18 protein-coding genes and 1 riboswitch are annotated in these 19,785 nt (G+C 68.9%); of the genes, 13 read left to right on the top strand and 5 right to left on the bottom strand.

Translation table 11 applies throughout. The features are described from left to right. Nucleotides 1–33: 33 nt before the first annotated feature. The gene (locus ACSFBC_RS06755) at nucleotides 34–1,749 is read right to left on the bottom strand and encodes a thiamine pyrophosphate-binding protein (protein WP_435509541.1); all 1,716 of its coding nucleotides are present in this window, start codon (nucleotides 1,747–1,749) and stop codon (nucleotides 34–36) included. A gap of 121 nt (nucleotides 1,750–1,870) precedes the next feature. Between ACSFBC_RS06755 and ACSFBC_RS06760 the strand changes: the two genes are divergently transcribed. The 11 genes from ACSFBC_RS06760 to ACSFBC_RS06810 all read left to right on the top strand — a co-directional run bounded on the left by ACSFBC_RS06760 (nucleotide 1,871) and on the right by ACSFBC_RS06810 (nucleotide 13,362). Further along, entirely contained in the window at nucleotides 1,871–2,521 is a 651-nt protein-coding gene (locus tag ACSFBC_RS06760; protein WP_435509542.1) for a TetR/AcrR family transcriptional regulator, read from the top strand. Nucleotides 2,522–2,652: 131 nt separating this feature from the next. After that, the gene (locus tag ACSFBC_RS06765) at nucleotides 2,653–3,426 is read left to right on the top strand and encodes an ABC transporter permease (protein WP_183027171.1); all 774 of its coding nucleotides are present in this window, start codon (nucleotides 2,653–2,655) and stop codon (nucleotides 3,424–3,426) included. 43 nt (nucleotides 3,427–3,469) lie between these two features. Continuing rightward, nucleotides 3,470–4,474, top strand: a complete 1,005-nt coding sequence (locus ACSFBC_RS06770; protein ID WP_435509543.1) for an ABC transporter substrate-binding protein — start codon at nucleotides 3,470–3,472, stop codon at nucleotides 4,472–4,474. A 160-nt stretch (nucleotides 4,475–4,634) separates the two neighbouring features. Next, on the top strand, nucleotides 4,635–5,414 hold the full coding sequence (locus tag ACSFBC_RS06775) for an ABC transporter ATP-binding protein (protein ID WP_435509544.1): 780 nt from the start codon (nucleotides 4,635–4,637) through the stop codon (nucleotides 5,412–5,414). Between the two features lie 64 nt (nucleotides 5,415–5,478). After that, on the top strand, nucleotides 5,479–6,906 hold the full coding sequence (locus ACSFBC_RS06780; protein WP_435509545.1) for an enolase C-terminal domain-like protein: 1,428 nt from the start codon (nucleotides 5,479–5,481) through the stop codon (nucleotides 6,904–6,906). 162 nt (nucleotides 6,907–7,068) lie between these two features. Then, complete coding sequence (locus tag ACSFBC_RS06785) at nucleotides 7,069–8,049, top strand: tripartite tricarboxylate transporter substrate binding protein (protein WP_435509546.1); 981 nt, start codon at nucleotides 7,069–7,071, stop codon at nucleotides 8,047–8,049. Nucleotides 8,050–8,095: 46 nt separating this feature from the next. Further along, the gene (locus ACSFBC_RS06790) at nucleotides 8,096–9,259 is read left to right on the top strand and encodes a Gfo/Idh/MocA family protein (protein ID WP_435509547.1); all 1,164 of its coding nucleotides are present in this window, start codon (nucleotides 8,096–8,098) and stop codon (nucleotides 9,257–9,259) included. A 5-nt stretch (nucleotides 9,260–9,264) separates the two neighbouring features. After that, nucleotides 9,265–10,461, top strand: a complete 1,197-nt coding sequence (locus tag ACSFBC_RS06795; RefSeq protein WP_435509548.1) for a dihydrodipicolinate synthase family protein — start codon at nucleotides 9,265–9,267, stop codon at nucleotides 10,459–10,461. An 8-nt stretch (nucleotides 10,462–10,469) separates the two neighbouring features. Then, complete coding sequence (locus ACSFBC_RS06800; RefSeq protein WP_435510042.1) at nucleotides 10,470–11,348, top strand: sugar phosphate isomerase/epimerase family protein; 879 nt, start codon at nucleotides 10,470–10,472, stop codon at nucleotides 11,346–11,348. A 48-nt stretch (nucleotides 11,349–11,396) separates the two neighbouring features. Then, entirely contained in the window at nucleotides 11,397–12,491 is a 1,095-nt protein-coding gene (locus tag ACSFBC_RS06805) for a DNA glycosylase AlkZ-like family protein (RefSeq protein ID WP_435509549.1), read from the top strand. Between the two features lie 106 nt (nucleotides 12,492–12,597). After that, a riboswitch (FMN riboswitch) is annotated at nucleotides 12,598–12,756 on the top strand. A gap of 93 nt (nucleotides 12,757–12,849) precedes the next feature. Further along, nucleotides 12,850–13,362, top strand: a complete 513-nt coding sequence (locus ACSFBC_RS06810; protein ID WP_435509550.1) for a 6,7-dimethyl-8-ribityllumazine synthase — start codon at nucleotides 12,850–12,852, stop codon at nucleotides 13,360–13,362. 45 nt (nucleotides 13,363–13,407) lie between these two features. Here the strand turns inward: ACSFBC_RS06810 and ACSFBC_RS06815 are convergent, their stop codons facing one another. Then, nucleotides 13,408–14,166: a sulfite exporter TauE/SafE family protein gene (locus ACSFBC_RS06815; protein ID WP_435509551.1), complete on the bottom strand. Its 759-nt coding sequence runs from the start codon at nucleotides 14,164–14,166 to the stop codon at nucleotides 13,408–13,410. A 7-nt stretch (nucleotides 14,167–14,173) separates the two neighbouring features. Beyond that, the gene (locus ACSFBC_RS06820) at nucleotides 14,174–15,424 is read right to left on the bottom strand and encodes an MFS transporter (RefSeq protein WP_435509552.1); all 1,251 of its coding nucleotides are present in this window, start codon (nucleotides 15,422–15,424) and stop codon (nucleotides 14,174–14,176) included. An 85-nt stretch (nucleotides 15,425–15,509) separates the two neighbouring features. Here ACSFBC_RS06820 and ACSFBC_RS06825 point away from each other — a divergent pair, with 85 nt between their 5' ends. Then, entirely contained in the window at nucleotides 15,510–16,337 is an 828-nt protein-coding gene (locus tag ACSFBC_RS06825) for an AraC family transcriptional regulator (protein ID WP_435509553.1), read from the top strand. An 89-nt stretch (nucleotides 16,338–16,426) separates the two neighbouring features. Further along, the gene (locus ACSFBC_RS06830; RefSeq protein ID WP_435509554.1) at nucleotides 16,427–18,112 is read left to right on the top strand and encodes a SulP family inorganic anion transporter; all 1,686 of its coding nucleotides are present in this window, start codon (nucleotides 16,427–16,429) and stop codon (nucleotides 18,110–18,112) included. A gap of 9 nt (nucleotides 18,113–18,121) precedes the next feature. Here the strand turns inward: ACSFBC_RS06830 and arfB are convergent, their stop codons facing one another. Together arfB and ACSFBC_RS06840 are read right to left on the bottom strand one after the other, a co-directional pair. Next, a complete protein-coding gene (gene arfB, locus ACSFBC_RS06835; RefSeq protein WP_435509555.1) occupies nucleotides 18,122–18,535 on the bottom strand; it encodes an alternative ribosome rescue aminoacyl-tRNA hydrolase ArfB in 414 nt (137 codons plus the stop codon). A gap of 30 nt (nucleotides 18,536–18,565) precedes the next feature. Further along, a complete protein-coding gene (locus ACSFBC_RS06840) occupies nucleotides 18,566–19,750 on the bottom strand; it encodes an acetyl-CoA C-acyltransferase family protein (protein WP_435509556.1) in 1,185 nt (394 codons plus the stop codon). Nucleotides 19,751–19,785 lie beyond the last annotated feature (35 nt).

The following is a 19,785-nucleotide window of genomic DNA, read 5'->3' on the forward strand; positions in this document are numbered from 1 at the left end:
GCCTGCGCGCAGCGCGCGCAGCGCGCGCATCCGTCAGGACTTCGCCTGTGCGGCCTTCGTGATCGCGCTCAGCGTGACGCGCGTGGTGATCACCTCGGGGTCGAACGGGATCTCGATCAAGGTGCCCGTGTCGGCGGCCAGTGCGCGCAGCAACGCGGCCTCGAACTGGTCGGTGGCCGTCACGCGCTCGGCCGCATAGCCATAGGCGCGGGCCAGCGCGCAGAAGTCGGGGTTGCGCAGCGCTGTGCCGCTCACGTGCTGCGGATAGTCGCGCTCCTGGTGCATGCGGATGGTGCCGAACATGCCGTTGTCGAGCAGCACGATGATGCTCTTGCCGCCATGCTGCGCGGCCGTGGCCAGTTCCTGCCCGTTCATCAGGAAGTCGCCGTCGCCCGCGATCGTGAACGCCACGCGCCCGGTCGTCAGGTTGCAGGCGATGCCGGCCGGCACGCCGTAGCCCATCGCCCCGCTGGTCGGCGCCAGTTGCGTCTTGTGGCCCTTCGCGAGGCCGTGGTAGCGGAAGAAACGATGCACCCAGCTCGCGAAGTTGCCCGCACCGTTGGTGATGGCCGCATCGGCCGGCAGATGCTTCTGCAGCAGCGCCACCACCGCAGCCATGTCGACCGCACCGCGCGGCGCGTCGGCGGGCAGGCCAGGCAACGCCTGCGGCACGAGGTTGGCGAGATAGTCGGCATGCGCGGCCGCGGTCCAGTCTTCCCACGGCAGCTCGGGCGGCGCGCTCAGCACCTCGAGGCTGCGCGCGGCGGCGCTCATGCCGGCGTTGATCGCCAGGTCGGCCTGGTAGACGCGATTGAGCTCTTCCGCGCTCGCATGGATGTGGACCAGCGTCTGCTTCGACCTCGGCGCTTCCAGCAGCGTGTAGCCGCCAGTGGTCATCTCGCCCAGCCGCGGGCCGATCGCGAGGATGAGATCGGCCTCCTTCACGCGCGCCGCGAGCTTGGGGTTGATCGCGATGCCGACGTCGCCCGCATAGAGCGGATGGTGGTTGTCGAAAGTATCCTGGTAGCGGAAGGCGTTGCCCACCGGCAGCCGCCAGTTTTCGGCAAAGCGCTGCAGCGCCTGCGCAGCCTGCGGCGTCCAGCCGCCGCCGCCCGCGATCACGAAGGGCCGCTTCGCCTCGATCAGCAACTGGCGCAGCGTACGCAGCGCGCCGGGGTCGCTCCAGGGCTCGACAGCCTCGACGCGCGCCAGCGGACGCGCCGAGGTCATCGAGCGCAGCATGTCCTCGGGCAGCACGAGCACCACCGGCCCGGGGCGGCCGTTCATCGCGGTCGCGAAGGCGCGGGCGATGTACTCGGGAATGCGGTCGGCATCGTCGATGCGCTCCACGCGCTTGGCGAACCCCTTGGTGCTCGGACCGAAGAAGCTGCCGTAGTCGACCTCCTGGAACGCCTCGCGGTCGCGGAAGTCGCTGCCGACGTCGCCCACGAACAGCACCATCGGCGTCGAATCCTGGAAGGCGTTGTGCACGCCGATCGATGCATTGGTCGCGCCCGGCCCGCGTGTGACGAAGCAGATGCCGGGCCGGCCCGTGAGCTTGCCGTGCGCCTCGGCCATGAAGGCTGCGCCGCCCTCCTGCCGATTGACGATGAACCGGATGCGCTCACGGTGCGCATGAAAGCCCTCGAGCACCGCGAGGTAGCTTTCGCCCGGCACCCCGAAGGCGTGTTCGACGCCCTGCGCCACCAGACATTCAACGATCAAGCGGCCGGCCTGCTGTGCACTCATGAGGGTTCGATGCGAAGAAAGAAGGAGGACGCAGCTTATCGTGACGGCAACGGTTGCGGCGGCCTGCGCCCGCCCCGCCACCATAATTCCCCGCTCGGTTAGTTCGAACACACAGCAGCTCATGGCCTCCTCCCCTTCCAAGCCCACCACCGCGCCGCGCGCACGCGACGCCGACAAGTCGCAACTCTCGATCCTGACCGCCGCGCTGGAGGAGTTTGCGCAGAGCGGCTTCGCCGGGGCGCGGGTCGATCGGATCGCCGAGCAGGCGGGCGTCAACAAGCGGCTCATCTACTACTACTTCGGCAACAAGGACGAGCTGTTCCTGGCCGTGCTCGAGCGCACCTACGCCGACATCCGTTCGGCCGAACAGGCGCTGCACCTGGACGCGATGGACCCGGTCGAGGCGGTGCGCCAGCTGGTCTCCTTCACCTGGCACTACTACCTCGAGCATCCCGAGTTCATCACGCTCCTCAACAGCGAGAACCTGCACCAGGCGGTGCACTTGAAGCAATCGGCACGCATCCAGGAGATGAACTCGCCGCTGGTGCAGATGCTGGCCGACGTGCTCGAACGCGGCCGGCGCGATGCGCTGTTCCGCGACGGCGTCGACCCGATCCAGCTCTACATCTCGATCGCCTCGATCTGCTACTTCTACCTCTCGAACAACGCCACGCTGTCGACCGTCTTCGGGCGCGACCTGCGCGCTCCCAAGGCGCTCGCGCAACGCCTCTCGCACATGACCGAGATGGTGCTCGGCTACGTGCTGCGCTGACCGCCGACCGACTCCCCGTGCTTACCCTCGGTGTCGTTGACACCGATTCCCCGGGCACCAACAATTCACCGATTGGTTACTTAGCTGCGCGATCGGTCTGACGCGCGCGTCACCCCCGGAGACTCCGCCCGATGATTCGCAGGCTTCTTCTGCTCCCGGCCCTGCGCCCGTTCTTCCTGATCATCGTGCTGCTGGTGCTCTGGGACCTCGCCATCCGGCTGTTCAGGATCCCGGCCTATCTGGTGCCACCGCCGCTCGAGGTCGTCAAGCAGCTGATCGCCGAATGGCCGCGGCTGCTCGCCGAAAGCTGGAAGACCACGCTGGCCACGCTGGGCGGCTTCGGGCTCACGATCGTGATCGGCATCCCGATGGCGATGGTCATCGCCTACTCGCGGCTGGTCGAGTCCTATGTCTATCCGCTGCTGGTGTTCTCGCAGAGCATCCCCAAGGTCGCGATCGCGCCGCTGTTCGTGGTGTGGTTCGGCTTCGGCATCTTCCCCAAGGTCATCTCGGCCTTCCTGCTGGGCTTCTTCCCGGTGGTGGTGTCGACGGTGATGGGCTTCAAGTCGGTCGAGCCCGACATGCTCGACCTGGCGCGCTCGATGGGCGCGAGCCGCCTGCAGACCTTCTTCAAGATCAGCCTGCCGCAGGCCCTGCCGGCGATCTTCAGCGGCCTCAAGGTGTCCGTCACGCTGGCCGTGGTGGGCGCGGTGGTCGGCGAGTTCGTCGGCTCCAACTCGGGCATCGGCTACGTGCTGCAGGTGGCCAACGGCAACTTCGACCTGCCCCTGATGTTCGCGGCCCTGGTGGTGCTGTCGAGCATCGGCGTGATCCTGTTCGTGGCGGTCGACCTGGTCGAGCGCCTGATGATTCCCTGGCACGCATCGCAACGCATCGTGCAGTGATTTCCCCGGCACAACGACAGACAGACCCAACGGAGACAACACCATGAAGAACACCCGCTTCCCCACGTTGATCGCCACCGCCGCGGCGCTGGTGATGGCCATGGCGCCTGCGCAGGCGCAGACCAAGGCGCCGGAAAAGGTGACCCTGATGCTCAACTGGTACCTCTACAGCGAGCACGCGCCCTTCTTCCTGGGCAGGGAGCGCGGCTTCTATGCCGAGGAAGGCATCGACCTCGAGATCCAGGAAGGCCGCGGTTCGGCCGTGACCGCGCAGGCGGTGGCCGCCAAGTCGGCCACCTTCGGCTACATCGACGTCACGACCATGATCAAGGCTGCTGCCAAGGGCGCGCCGCTGAAGTCGACCGGCGTGCTGTTCCAGGTCAGCCCGATGTCGGTGATGGGCTTCACCGAGAAGAACATCAAGACCCCCAAGGACATCATCGGCAAGACCGTGGCCGTCACGCCGGGAGACTCGATGTCGCAGATGTGGCCGCTGTTCCTCAAGGTGAACGACATCAAGGCCGACCAGGTGAAGATCGTCTCGGGCGACGGCCAGACCAAGCTCAATGCGGTGATGAACGGCCAGGCCGACCTGCTGCTCGGCTACGTGATGGACCAGGCCATCAAGCTGCAGGATGCGACCGGCAAGCCGGTGACGCCGATCCGCTTCGCCGACTCGGGCGTGAACCAGATCAGCTCCGGCATCATCACCAACAAGGCCTTCCTGGCCGAGAACGGCGACCTGGTGAAGCGCTTCATGCGCGCCTCGACCAAGGCCGCCGAAGCCGCCGAGAAGAGCCCCGAAGCCGCGGTCGACGCGATGCTCAAGGCCAACCCCAAGGCCGGCGTGCGCGACACGCTGATCGTCGGCATGAAGCAGAGCGTGGCGCTCTATCACACCAAGGAAACGGCCAACCAGCGGCCCTTCCGCGTGGGCATGAAGAACGTCAACGACTCGCTCGACCTGCTGGTGCAGTACGGCGGCATGGACGCGTCCACCCGCGGCAAGCCCGAAGACTACGTGACCCTCGACTACCTCCCGCAATAGGCTCGCCCCCAGGCTCCGCGCACCTTGGCCCGTCCTGAGCTTGTCGAAGGGTGTCGCTTCTCCCTCCCCCGACCGGAGGCGACACCGGCGGCCCGGCAAAGCCGGTTCCGCGGTGTCCCTGGACTGGAACCTTCCTTCTCATCTTTCTGCATTGCGCCTCATGCCAACCGAAGTCCTGATCGAAGCCCGCGGCGTCACCAAGGTCTACCAGACCAAGGACGGCCCGGTCGAGTCGCTGAAGCCACTCGACTTCGCCATCCGCAAGGGCGAGTTCGTCTCGGTCGTCGGGCCTTCGGGCTGCGGCAAGAGCACGCTGCTCAAGATGGTGGCGGGCCTGCTGCCGATCACCGACGGCACGCTCACGCTGTCGGGCAAGCCGATCAAGGGCGCGCAGAAGGACGTGGGCATCGTATTCCAGAGCGCCGTGCTGCTGGCCTGGCGCACCGTGCTCGACAACATCCTGCTGCAGGCCGAGATGCGCCACCTGCCGATGGGGCCGGCGCGTGCGCGCGCCGCCGAACTGATCGCCATGGCCGGGCTCAAGGGCTTCGAAGGCAAGTACCCGTGGCAGCTGTCGGGCGGCATGCAGCAGCGCGCGTCGATCTGCCGCGCGCTGCTGCACGACCCCAGCGTGCTGCTGATGGACGAGCCCTTCGGCGCGCTCGACGCGATGACGCGCGAGAAGATGAACCTCGAGCTGCGCCGCATCGTCGGCGCCTCGGGCAAGACGGTGATGCTGATCACGCACAGCATCCCCGAAGCGGTCTACCTGTCGGACCGCGTGATCGTGATGAGCGAACGCCCGGGCTCGATCGCGGCCGTCTACGACATCGCGCTGCCCAAGGAACGCCCGCTCGACATCATGGGTTCGGCCGAATTCGGCGCCTATGCAAAGACCATCCGCGCGCACTTCTTCTCCGAGGGCATCCTCGACCACTGACCCACGGCCGGGCCCCGCAAGCGCCGGCCCGCCGCGATGGCGCGCACCGCGCCGGAGACACACCATGGCCCTCGCCGCGCCCCGCTTCCACGTCGAACACATCGCCTTCTCGGAGCGCGACGTCACGCTGCGGCTGCCCTTCCGCTTCGGCGCCGTGACGGTCACGGCCTGCCCGCAGGTCTACGTGCGCGCGCGCATTCGCTTCGAGGACGGCCGCACCAGCGAAGGCTGTTCGGCCGAGATGATGATTCCGAAGTGGTTCGACAAGAACCCGGCGCTGTCGAACGCACAGAACTTCGAACAGCTGCGCCAGGCCCTGCGCAACGCGCGCGAGGCCTACATCGCGCCCGGCCCCGCGCAAAGCGCGTGGGATCATTTCGCCGAGCACTATGCCGACGTGCTGGCCACGGGCCTGCGCCAGGGCCTGCTGCCGCTGGTGGCCAGCTACGGGCCGGCACTGATCGACCGTGCGGTGCTCGATGCGCTGTGCCTGCACCTCGGCTGCAGCTTCGCCGACGCGATGGCGACGAACGCCGCGGGCATCGACCTCGCACGCCACGGCCTGGCACCGGACCTCGCGGGCTTCGACCTGCCCGCCTTCCTCGCGCAGCAGCGCCCGCGCACGCGCATCGCCGCACGCCACACGGTCGGCCTGGCCGATGCGATCCGCGACGGCGACCTGCCGGCGGACCCGTTGCCCGCCGATGGCCTGCCGACCTCGCTCGAAGCGGCCATCGCGCGCTACGGCCACCGGCACTTCAAGCTCAAGCTCTCGGGCGACACGCCCGCCGACCTGCAGCGGCTGCGCCGCATCGCCGAGGTGATCGAGGGCCGCGCCGAACTCGTCACGCTCGACGGCAACGAGCAGTACGCCGACGCGGCCGCCTTCACCGATTTCCTCGACGCCTTCCAGGCCGCACCGGCCTTGCGCGGCCTGGTCGCGCGCACCGTGTTCATCGAGCAACCCATCGCGCGTGCGCATGCGCTCGAACACGCCATGCACACGACGGTTGCGCGCATGCCGCTCTTGATCGACGAATCCGACGCCACGCTCGACAGCTTTCAGCAGGCGCGCGCGCTCGGCTACACCGGCGTCTCGAGCAAGAGCTGCAAGGGCTTCTACAAGTCGATCGTCAACGCGGCACGCTGCGCCCAGGGCCGCGCCAAAGGCGAAGCGCTGTTCCTCTCGGCCGAAGACCTGACGATGCAGGCCGGCATCGGGCTGCAGCAGGACCTGGCGCTGGTCGGCTGGCTCGGCCTCGACCATGTGGAGCGCAACGGCCACCACTACGTGAACGGCATGGCGGCGCTGCCGAGCGACGAACAGGCCACGCTGCGGGCGCTGCATCCCGCGCTGTACGCGCACAGCGACGGCGCGGCGCGCTTGCGCATCGTCGACGGGCAGATCGCCCTGGCCTCGCTGGCCGCGCCCGGCTTCGGCACCGGCCGTACCGGCGCCGGTGTGCGCTGGGACGCGATGCGCGACCTCTGAGCGGTACCGACAGGCACCGGGTAATCCCTGAGGCCAACCCCGCACGCGCGGATTGACCCGCAGGCCTTCAAGCCGGAAAATTCGCTTCAATTCACCAATTGGTGAATTAGACGATTCACCTGCCCCGGTGGGGGCGCCATAGAAATCAAACGGAGACTTTTCATGACCCCCTTTGCCCGCATTGCCGCGGCCGCCTCGCTGGCGTGCCTCACCGTGCTGACCGCTTCCGGCGCCGCCGCCCAGGGCGCCTACCCGAACAAGCCGATCCGCGTGATCGTGCCCTTCGCGGCCGGCAGCACCACCGACATCATTGCGCGCGCCATCACCGACAAGATGGGCCAGAGCATGGGCCAGACGCTGGTGGTCGACAACCGCGGCGGCGCCAGCGGCACCATCGGCCAGCAGGCCGTCGCCACGGCCGCGCCCGACGGCTACACGATCATGTTGCACTCGTCCTCGCACACGGTGAGCCCGTCGACCTTCGCCAAGCTGCCCTTCGACACGCTGGGCGACTTCGCCGGCATCACCCCGATCGCGACGCTGCCCAACGCACTGGTGATCTCGCCGTCGAAGAACATCAAGACGCTCAAGGAACTGGTGGCCAACGCCAAGGCCAAGCCCGGCACCATCAACTTCGCATCGGCCGGCCAGGGCAGCGCCACGCACCTGAACGCCGAGAAGTTCAAGATGGCCGCCGCCATCGACGCCACCAACATCCCGTTCAAGGGCTCGGCCGATGCCGTGACCGAAGTGCTGTCGGGCCGGGTCGACTATTACTTCTCGCCCATCGCGCCGGTGATCGGCCAGATCAAGGACGGCCATCTGATCGCACTGGCCGTGGGCTCGCCCAAGCGCGCCGCCGCGTTGCCCGACGTGCCGACCACCGCCGAGGCCGGCGTGCCCGGCTCGGAATTCAACTTCTGGATCGGGATGATGGCGCCCGCCAAGACCCCGCGCGAGATCGTCAACCGCCTGCACGACGAAGTCGTGAAGGCGCTCGCCACGCCCGAGGTCAAGGAACGCTTCCTGAAGCTCGGCGCCGATGCCTGGACGCTCACGCCCCCCCAGTTCGACGCCTACATCAAGGACGAAATCGCCAGCAACGCCAAGCTGGTGAAGGCCGCCGGCCTGTCGCCCCAGTAAGCCCCCCAGTCAACCCCGCAAGTAAGCAAAGCAAGCAGAGAAAACCATGGCTACACAACGACTCGGACTCATCATGCACGGCGTCACCGGACGCATGGGCATGAACCAGCACCTTATCCGCTCCATCTGCGCGATCCGCGCCCAGGGCGGCGTCACGCTCTCCAACGGCGACAAGGTGATGCCCGACCCGATCCTCGTCGGCCGCAACGCCGAGAAGATGGAAGCGCTGGCCAAGAAGCACGGCATCGCACGCTGGGGCACCGACCTCGACAAGGCGCTCGAAAACCCCGACGACACGATCTTCTTCGACGCCGGCACCACGCAGATGCGCCCGACGCTGCTGGCCAAGGCCATCCGCGCCGGCAAGCACGTCTACTGCGAGAAGCCGATCGCGACCAACCTCAACGAGGCCGTCGAGATCGCCCGCCTGGCCGAAGGCTCGGGCCTCAAGCACGGCGCGGTGCAGGACAAGCTGTTCCTGCCCGGCCTGCGCAAGCTCGACATGCTGCGCCGCGCGGGCTTCTTCGGCCGCATGCTGAGCGTGCGCCTGGAGTTCGGCTATTGGGTGTTCGAAGGCGACCTGCAGCCCATCCAGCGCCCCAGCTGGAACTACCGCAAGGAAGACGGCGGCGGCATGATCCTGGACATGATGTGCCACTGGCGCTACGTGCTGGACAACCTGTTCGGCGAAGTCAAGTCGGTGTCGTGCATCGGTGCGACCCACATCCCCACGCGCTGGGACGAAGACGGCAAGCCCTACCAGGCCACCGCCGACGACGCCGCCTACGCGACCTGCGAACTGACCGGCCACAACGGCGAGCCGGTGATCGCGCAACTCAACATGAGCTGGGCCACGCGCGTGCGCCGCGACGACCTCGTGACCTTCCATGTCGATGGCACCGACGGCTCGGCCGTGGCCGGCCTGTCGAGCTGCCGCGCCCAGTCGCGCGTGGCCACGCCGCGCCCAGTGTGGAATCCCGACGAGAAGCAGACCATGAACTTCTTCGACCAATGGCAGGAGATTCCGGACTCGCAGGTCTACGACAACGGCTTCAAGATCCAGTGGGAACACTTCATCCGCCACGTGGTCGAGAACGAGCCCTACAAGTGGACGCTGCCCGAAGGCGCCAAGGGCGTTCAGCTGGTCGAGGCCGCGCTGGAATCGTGGCAGGACCGCCGCTGGGTCGACGTGCCCGCACTGAAGGTCTGAGCGCCGTGGCCCTCTCGATCACCCTCCCCACCGCCGGCGGCACGCTGGCGCCCTACGCCCTGCGCGGCACGGTGCTGGCCAAGCCCGCGGCGGGCCTGAAGTTCAACCGCATCGCCTACTCGGCCGCGCACGTGGTGGCCGACCCACTGGCGCAGATCGATCCGTGGCTGCAATCGGCGGTCGACTGGGACACCACCATCGCCTACCGCCGCCACCTGTTCTCGCTGGGCCTGGGCGTGGCCGAGGCCATGGACACGGCACAGCGCGGCATGGGCCTCGACTGGCCCACCTCGCTCGAACTGATCCGCCGTTCGCTCGATGCGGCCAAGGACTTTTCCCGTGATGGACGCGGCGCGCTGGTGGCTTCGGGCTGCGGCACCGATCACCTGAACATCGACGAGGTGAAGAGCGTCGACGACGTGATCCGCGGCTACGAGGAGCAGATGGCCGCGATCGAGAAGCTCGGCGGCAAGCTGATCGTGATGGCCAGCCGCGCGCTGGCCCGCGTGGCGACGGGCCCGGCCGACTACGAACGCGTGTACGACCGCATCCTGCGCCAGGCGAAGCAGCCGGTGGTGCTGCACTGGCTGGGCGACATGTTCGACCCGGCGCTGGCCGGCTACTGGGGCACGAAGGACGTCGACGCCGCCATGGACACCGCGCTGGGCATCATCGCCGCGCACCCGGACAAGGTCGACGGCATCAAGATCTCCCTGCTCGACAAGGACAAGGAGATCTCGATGCGCCGCCGCCTGCCCCCGGGCGTGCGCATGTACACCGGCGACGACTTCAACTACGCCGAACTGATCGCCGGCGACGGCTTCGGCAATGAACCGACGCATGGCAAGAGCGATGCGCTGCTGGGCATCTTCGACGCCATCGCACCGGCGGCCAGCACCGCGCTCGGCGCGCTGGCCAAGGGCGACACCGAGACCTTCCATGCACTGCTCGGACCCACGGTGCCGCTGTCGCGCCACATCTTCGCGGCGCCCACGCGCTTCTACAAGACCGGCGTGGTGTTCATGGCCTGGCTCAACGGCCACCAGAAGCACTTCACGATGGTCGGCGGCCAGCAGAGCACGCGTTCGCTGCAGCACTTCGCCGAGCTGTTCCGCCTGGCCGATGCGGCCAGCGTGCTGGAGAAGCCCGAGCTGGCGGTGCAGCGCATGAAGACGCTGCTCGCGCTGCACGGCATCGAGTGAACAGCACGATGCGCGACTTCTCGCAAGACCACGATTGGCTGTCGATCAACACCGCCACGGTGCGCAAACAGTCGGGCGCCGAGGTGCCGCTCGACCGCATCATCGACCAGTGCGCCGAGCGCGGCATCCGCGCGATCAGCCCCTGGCGCGACCAGGTCGCGGCCGTCGGCCTCGACAAGATCGCCAGGCAGTTGAAGGCGCACGACATCGGCCTCTCGGGCTATTGCCGCGGCGGCTTCTTCCCGGCCGCCGACGCCGTGGGCCTGAAGGCCGCGCTGGACGACAACCGGCGCGCCATCGACGAAGCCAAGACGCTGAACGCACCTTGCGTGGTGCTGGTGGTGGGCGCGCTGCCGGGCGCACTCGAAGGCAAGCCCGCCTACACCGACATCGCGCGCGCCCGCGGCGAGGTGCGCGACGGCATCGCCGCCTCGCTGGAATACGCGCGCGAAGTCGGCATGCCGCTGGCCATCGAACCGCTGCACCCCATGCAGGCGGCCGACCGCGCCTGCATCAACACGCTCGAGCACGCGCTCGATCTCTGCGACGAACTCGACGCAGGCCGGAGCGGCATGCTCGGTGTGGCGCTCGACGTCTATCACGTGTGGTGGGACCCGAAGCTGCAGCAGCAGATCGCACGCGCGGGCCGCGAGCGCCTGCTGGCTTACCACGTGTGCGACTGGCGCACGCCCACGCGCGACCTGCTGTCCGACCGCGGGATGATGGGCGACGGCGTGATCGAACTCAAGAAGATCCGCGGCTGGGTCGAGGCCGCGGGCTTCGCGGGCTTCAGCGAGGTCGAGATCTTCTCGAACCTCGACTGGTGGCAGCGCACGGGCAGCGAGACGCTGGACGTCTGCATCGAGCGGCACCGCAGCGTGGTCTGAGCGATCGGGCCGAAGCGCGTCGCAGCCGTCTGTGCTGCAATGCGATGCATGGCTGAGCCGACCCTCGACGACCTGCGCCGCTACGCGGTGGCGCGCACCCTCTTTCCCCCCACCACGCTGCCCGCCGCGATCCGCAAGCTCGGCTTCGTGCAGGCCGATCCGATCCGCGCACCTGCGCGTGCCCAGGACCTGACGCTGCGCCACCGCGTGAAGGACTACCGCGCCGGCGACCTCGAGAGCCGCTACAGCCGGCTCGCGATCGAGGAGGACTGCCTGGTCAACTACGGCTTCCTGCCACGCGAGCACTTGGCGCTGATGCATCCGCGCGAATCGAAGCGTGCCTGGGATGCCGACACGCAGCGCAAGGCGGCCGAGGTGCTGGCCTATGTGCAGGCCCATGGCCCGGTGCATCCGCGCCAGGTCGAGTTGCACTTCGCGCACGGCCGCGTGACCAACTACTGGGGCGGCTCGAGCAACGCCACCACCCGCCTGCTCGACGGCCTGCACTACCGTGGCCTGCTGCGCGTGGTGCGGCGCGACAGCGGCACACGCGTCTATGCGGCGGTGACGCATTTGCCCGCCGACGACAGCCCCGCGGGCCGTGCGCAGCGCGCGGCCGCCCTGATCGCGCTGGTGGTGCGCAAGTACGCGCCGCTGCCGGCCACGAGCCTGACGTATCTGGTGCGGCTGCTGGGCTATGGCGCGCCACACCTCGCCGCGCAGACCCAGGCCGCGTTGCGCATCGCGCGCGAGGAACTGCTCGCGAGCTGCCGCATCGACGGCACCACCTGGTACTGGCCCGCCGACGAGAAGCCGGCATCCAAGCGCCACGCGCCCGACGATGCGCTGCGCCTGCTCGCGCCCTTCGACCCCGTGGTGTGGGACCGTCGCCGCTTCGAACTGCTCTGGGGCTGGACCTACAAGTTCGAGGCCTACACGCCGGCGCCGCAACGCCGCTTCGGCTACTACGCGCTGCCGATGCTGTGGCACGAGCGCGTGATCGGCTGGGCCAACGTGAGCGCCCCGGGCGGCTCATTGCAGCCGAGCTTCGGCTACGCCGCCACGCCACCGCGCGGCGCGGCCTTTCGCGCGGCGCTCGGCGACGAGCTGCAGCGCATGACACAGTTCCTGGCGCCGCGCTGAGCATCTCCCGGAAAAATCCCCCGCGCCCGAAGGTCTGGCGCGCGGGCGACAACGCCGCCCTCGGCCGGCTTCTAGAATCGGCGCGTGGTCCGGTTCGCCGGGCGACAAGCGTTCTCAGGGCGGGGTGCAATTCCCCACCGGCGGTGATGGCGATTCGTTCGCACAAGCCCGCGAGCGCCTGCGGCACACGACGTGTGCGGCAGGGTCAGCAGATCCGGTGTGATTCCGGGGCCGACGGTCACAGTCCGGATGAAAGAGAGCGCGAACCGTCGGCGTGGCCGCGCGTCTTTTTCGGACGCGCGCCGCGGCTGCGGCTTCGTGCGCCCTGATTCAGGAAACCTGCTTTCAAGGGCACACCATGAGTCAGATCAACGACCTTCCCCTCTCCGCCATCGGCGCCTCGGAAAACTCAGAAGCGCAGCGCGTCGCCTTCATCGAGGCGCAGTGGCATTCCGACATCGTTCACCAGGCGCGCGACGCCTTCCTGGCCGAAATGCAGCGCCAGGGCTTCCCGCGCGAACGCATCGACGTGCTCGATGTGCCCGGCGCGTTCGAGATCCCGCTGCACGCCAAGCGGCTCGCACTGTCGGGCCGCTATGCCGCCATCGTAGGCTGCGCCCTGGTGGTCGACGGCGGCATCTACCGCCACGAGTTCGTCGCCAACACCGTGGTCGGCACGCTGATGTCGCTGCAGCTCGAGACCAACGTGCCGATGCTGTCGGCCGTGCTCACGCCGCATCACTTCCACGAGCATGTCGAGCATCGCAAGTACTTCCATGCGCACTTCGCGGTCAAGGGCACCGAGGCGGCCGACGCCTGCCTCAAGACCATCGAAGGCCTGCGCCAGGTCGAGGCGCTGCTGGCGGCCTGAGCCACGCGCTCCGCGCGGCCTTGGCCCACGCGGGGCCGCGCAGCGTCAGCGCTGCAGCAGGATCGGCAGCGCTGACGCCAGCAGCACCACGCCCGACACGGTCAGCAGCCCCAGCACGATCTGCCGGAAGGCGGCGTCGCTGATGCCGACGTAGAGCCGTGCGCCCAGCAGCACCGGCACCCACACGCAGGCCGCGACGATCGCCAGCATCGGCACCATGGCAACAGTGACATTGCCCGCGCCCATGTGCAGCGCGAAGGCCACCGCGAGCATCGCGAGGTTGAAGTTCTGGATCACCGCGCGCTGGACGTCCTTGTCCATGCGGCGCAGCGTGCACCACAGTGTCGGAATGGCGCCGGCGAAGCCGCCCACGCCGCTGCACACGCCCCCCACCAGTCCGATGACGGCATCGGTCGCCCGGCCGCCGACCGTGATGCGCGGCAGATTGCGCGCCATCAGCATGGCCGGGCACCAGATCACCAGCAGGGTTCCGAGGCAGGCCTTGAACATCGCCACGTCGAGCTGCGGCAGCAGCCACACACCCACCGGCACCCCGACCAGCCCGCCCACGACGAAGGGCAGCAGCAGCCGCTTGTCGAAGGCCCGTTGCCGCGATGCGGCAGCGATCAACTGGCCGGTCAAGGCGCCGAAGGTGGCGAGCACGGCGGCGAGTTTCGGGTCCACCGTCCAGGCCCAGACCGACATCGCGACCAGGCCGAAGGCGAAGCCCGACAGGCCCTGCACGAAACCCGCCACCGCCGCGCCCAGCGCGACGATCAGGTAGAGCGAGAGGCTGCCGTCCAAACGCCGCTCAAGCGGACGCTGGCACCAGCGCCTCGCGTCGCACGCGGCGCACGTTGAAGGCACTGGCGATCAGCACGCCCTGCACGATCGCCAGGCCGACGATCACTTCGGTGTAGCGGCCACCGTCCATCAGCCGGCCGAAGATCAGCGGCGCCACGGCCTGCCCGATGTCGAGGCCGGCGTAGACCACGCCATAGACCCGGCCGGTGGCGTTGGCCGGCGTCGAGCGCTTGACCAGCAGGTCGCGCGACGGACCGGCGATGCCGGACGCGAAGCCCATCGCGCCGAACAGCACCGGCACCAGCACCGGCGCGAAATCCGCGAAGGCCAGCACCAGCGCCAGCGCCGCCGCGATGCCGAAGCCCGCGCCGACGATGCGTTCGCACCGCGACGGGTCGGACGCCAGGAAGCCGCCGACCACCATGCCGGCGGCGCTCGCCACCATGTAGACCGTGAGGCACACCGCCACCAGCGCCAGAGGCACCGCATGCAAATGGCCAGCCGCCACGGGGGCGAAGGTCTGCACCACGCTGATCACCATGGCGTAGAAGAAGAAGAAGCCGAAGCACATCCAGACCGCGGGGATGCGCAGGAAATCGAATTGGCCCGCCGAGCCCGGAGCGCCCTGCCCCGTGGCCTTCTGCACCGCCTTCACGTCGAGCGTGAACACGCTGCGGTAGAGCCACAGCACCACCAGCACCGCCAGCGCCAGCGCGCCCGCTGCCGCCAGCGCGACGCGCCACGAGTACGCCATGGCCAGCGGCACCACGAAGGCCGGCGCCAGCGCCCAGCCCAGGCTGCCGGTGATGCCGTGCACGCTGTAGGCATGGCCCAGGCGCGTGGGCGCGACCTTGCGGTTGAACAGGGTGTAATCGACCGGATGGAAGACGCCGTTGCCCACGCCCGCCACCACCGCGCTGGCCAGCAGCATCCAGTAGCTCTGCGCCATCGCGTAGCCGAAGCCGGCCAGGCCGAGCAGCCCGAGCCCGACGAACAGCACCGGCCGCGGACCCAGCTTGTCGACGATGAAGCCCGAGGCCGCCTGCACCACGCACGAGACCACGAAGAAGACCGTGAGCACCGCGCCCAGTTCGGTGTAGCTGACGTTGAAGGCGTCCTTGAGCCAGGGAAAGAGCGGCGCCAGGATGAGCTGGCTGAAATGGCTGATCGCGTGCGCCAGGCCGACCAGTCCGATCAGCTGGGCGTCGGTGCGCAGGGTGGTCGCGGGGGAAGCACCGGCAGGGGAAGAGGTGGACATGGCAGCAGCGGGGAAAAAGGTGCGCCTATCGTAGGCCGCCATGGCACGGCAGAATGACGATATAAGGACAACATTTGTCGAAATCATGACAGCTGCAAACCCCACCTCTCCCGCCACCGTGGTGGGGCCGCTAACGCCGCACCTCTATGCGCCCGACGCGGTGCGGCCGCTGCGCGCCAAGGAGCAGTTCCTGCGGGCCGACACCTTCGTCGAACTGCATGTGCACCCCTGGCCGCAGCTCACCTTCTCGACCCGCGGCGTGGTTCGGCTGAGCACCGAGGATGGCAGCTACATCGTGCCGCCTTCGCGCGCGCTCTGGGTGCCGGCCGACATACCGCACAGCATCACGCTGATCGAGGACGCCGAGCTGCGCACCGTCTACATCCACCGCTGGCTGGCGCCGGCCTGGGAGAAGTGCGAGGTGCTGGAGATCAGCCCGCTGCTGCGCGCGCTGATGCTCGCGCTCGACACCACACCCGACGGCCAGCCGCCCGCCGAGCCGCATGCACCGCAGCGCGAACGCATGATCGCGCCGCTCCTGATCGACGAGATCGAGCGCGCCACGCAGATCCGCATCGACGTGCCGCTGCCCGCCGACAAGCGCCTGCGCCAGCTGTGCGAAACGCTGCTGCGCAACCCGGCCGACCGCGCCACGCTGGCCGAGCGCGCGCACGCCATCGGCGCGAGCGAACGCACGGTGGCGCGGCTCTTCCGCGACCAGTTGGGCATGAACTGGCAGCAGTGGCGCCAGCAGGCCGTGATGGCGCATGCGCTGCCGCTGCTGGCGCGCGGCATGGCGGTGAGCCAGGTCGCGACCGCCAGCGGCTACGCCACCGACAGCGCGTTCTGCGCGATGTTCAAGGCCGCCACCGGCCGCTCGCCCACCGCCTTCCAGCACCGCAAGCGCGCCTGAGCCGGGCGGCGACGCGCAAGCCGGTTTCCGTATCATCGGCCGGTGCACTTCCTCTCTTCCGGTCCCGGCCCCCGCAGGCCCTTCATGCCATGGCACTGAACCGCGCGCGGCTCGCCACCTGGTTCCCCTTTCTCGGCTGGCCCCGCCCGGACCGCGCCACGCTGCGCGGCGAGATCATGGCCGGGCTCACGGTCGCGATGCTGGTGCTGCCGCAGGGCGTGGCCTACGCCGCGCTGGCCGGCATGCCGCTGGTCACGGGCATCTATGCCTCCTTCATCCCCGCGCTGGTCGGCGTGCTGTTCAGCGCGTCGGCGCGGCTGTCGGTCGGGCCGACCGCGCTCACCAGCCTGCTGATCGGCGCCTCGCTCGGGCCGCTCGCGGTGCCGGGCGGCGCCGACTGGGTCTCGCTGGCCGTGTGGCTGGCGCTGATGTCGGGCGTGCTGCAGCTGCTGATGGGCGCCATGCGCTTCGGCTGGCTGCTGAAGCTGGTCAACTCGCCGGTGCTGATCGGCTTCACGCAGGGCGCGTCGGTGCTGATCGCCTTGTCGCAGCTGCCCGCATTGCTGGGCTTCACCGGCCGGCCGATGGCGCAGTGGCTGTCGGGCCCGCCGCCCGACTGGACGGCGATGGCCTTCGGCTTCTGCACCATGGCCATTCTCTGGACCGCCAAGCAACGCTGGCCTCGGCTGCCGGCCGCGATGCTGGTGGTGGGCCTGGGTGCCATCGTCAGCGCGGCGCTGGGCTATGCGCTGCGAGGCGGCGCGGTGATCGGCACGCTGCCCACCGGCCTGCCCGCGCCCTACCTGCCGGCCGCCATCTCGCTCCACACCTTCGGCGCGCTGCTGCTGCCCGCGCTGATGATCACGATGGTCAGCTTCCTCGAGACGGCCTCGAGCGCCAAGGTCGACAACAGCCGCTCGGGCAAGCTCTGGAACGAGAACCAGGACCTGATCGGCCAGGGCCTGGCCAAGATCGCCTCGGGCCTGTGCGGCGCCTTCGCGACCAGCTCCTCCTTCTCGCGCTCGGCGATCAACCTCTATGCGGGTGCCAAGACGGGCTGGGCCACCATCGTCTGCGTGGTGCTGATCGGCGTTGCGCTGCTGTGGCTGATGCCGCTGCTCTACCACGTGCCCCAGGCGGTGCTGGCCGGGCTGGTGGTCACGGCCATCCTCGGCCTGGTGCGGCCGGCCGCGTTCGTCGCGCTGTGGCGCGTCTCGCGCATCGAGGCCGGCACGGCGATGGCCACCTTCGCGCTGACCATCGCCACCGCGCCCGCGATCTACTGGGGCGTGCTGGCCGGCCTGGCGATGAGCCTGAGCCACTACATGTACCGGCACCTGCACCCGCGCATCATCGAGGTCGGCCTGCACCCGGACGGCCGCCTGCGCGACCGCCACCTGTGGCACCTGCCGCCGCTGCGCGAAGACGTCTGCGCGCTGCGCATGGACGCCGAGCTCGACTTCGCCTCGGCCAGCACGCTCGAGCGTGCGGTCTCCGAACAGCTCGCGGCGCATCCGTCGATCGGCACGCTGTGCCTGTTCGCGCAACCGATCAACCGCATCGACATCACCGGCGCCGAGGTGTTCGGCAGCATCCGGCAGTCGATCGAATCGCGCGGCCTCTCGCTGTGGGTGATCGGGCTCAAGATGCCCGCGCAGACCGTGCTGGAAAAGGCCGGGCTGCTGACGCCGGGCCCGATGCTGCGGGTGTTCGGCACGGACGCCGAAGCGCTGGCGGCGCTGGCCGAGCCGACAACACCCTCGACCGAGGCCTGAAAAGCCGGCTCAGTCCTGCACGCGGCCGCGTAAGCTCTTGATTTCCGAGCGCTGGCTCTTGCCCTCGAGACGCCGCTGCTTCGAGCCGTAGGTGGGCTTGGTCGCGCGGCGCACACGCGGCGGCGCGGCCACGCTGTCGACCACCGCCTGCAGCCGCGCGAGCGCGTCGTTGCGGTTCATCTCCTGCGTGCGGTACTGCTGGGCCTTGAGCACCAGCACGCCTTCCTGCGTGATGCGGCTGTCGCGCAGCGCCAGCAGCCGCTCCTTCACATCGGGCGGCAGCGAGCTCGCAAGGATGTCGTAGCGCAGGTGCACCGCGCTCGACACCTTGTTCACGTTCTGCCCACCCGCGCCCTGCGCGCGGATGGCGCTCAGTTCGACCTCGTCGGGGTCGATGGGGATGGTGAACGGGCGCGGAATCATCCGCGCATTGTCCTGCAACGCCGTGGCGCGTCAGACCCGTTCAAAGATGGCCGCGATGCCCTGGCCGCCGCCGATGCACATCGTGACCAGCGCATAGCGCCCGCCGGTGCGATGCAGCTCGGCGATCGCCTTGGTGGTGATGATCGCGCCGGTCGCGCCCACCGGATGGCCCAGCGAGATGCCCGAGCCGTTGGGATTCACCTTGGCCGGGTCGAAGCCCAGCTCCTGGATCACCGCGCAGGCCTGTGCCGCGAAGGCCTCGTTCGACTCGATCACGTCGAGGTCGCTGACCTTCAGGCCGGTGCGCTCCAGCACCTTGCGCGTGGCCGGCACCGGGCCGATGCCCATGTAGGCCGGCTCGACGCCCGCGTGCGCATAGCCCACCAGGCGCGCCAGCGGCTTCAGGCCCAGCGCCTTCACGCGGTCGCCGTTCGCCAGCACCACGGCGGCCGCGCCGTCGTTGATGCCCGAGGCGTTGCCGGCCGTGACCAGGCCGTCCTTCTTGAAAGCCGGCTTCATCTTCGACAGCGACTCGACCGTGGTGTCGGCACGCACGTGTTCGTCGGTGTCGAACAGCACCATGCCCTTGCGCGTCTTGACCTCGACCGGAACGATCTGATCCTTGAAGCGGCCGGCCGCGATCGCGGCGGCGGCGCGCTGCTGGCTCTGCGCCGCGAGCGCGTCCTGCATCTCGCGCGAGATCTTGTAGCGCGCGGCCACGTTCTCGGCGGTGATGCCCATGTGCATCTTCTCCCATGGGTCGTGCAGGATGCCGAGCATGTAGTCGACCAGCACCGCATCGCCCATGCGCGCGCCGAAGCGTGCGGCGGTGTCGAAGTACGGGCCGCGGCTCATCGACTCCGAGCCGCCGCCGATCGCGATGTCGCAGTCGCCCAGCGCGATCGCCTGCGCCGCCGACACGATGGCCTGGAGGCCCGAGCCGCAGAGGCGGTTGACGTTGAAGGCCGGCGTCTCGATCGGGCAGCCCGCGTCGATGGCGGCCACGCGGCTCAGGTAGGCGTCCTTGACGTCGGTAGGGATCACGTTGCCCATCACCACATGGCCGATGGCATCGGCCGCGACGCCGCTGCGCTCGATCGCGGCCTTGACCGCGGTGGTGGCGAGCTGGGTGTTGGGCACGTCTTTCAGTGCGCCGCCGAAGGTGCCGATGGCCGTGCGGGCGGTGCCGACGACGAAGATGTCGGGGGATGTCATGGGAAGGTCTCCTGCTGCAAGTTGAAAAATCAGTG

The organism is Variovorax frigidus, assembly GCF_051216515.1.
Lineage (GTDB): Bacteria > Pseudomonadota > Gammaproteobacteria > Burkholderiales > Burkholderiaceae_C > Variovorax.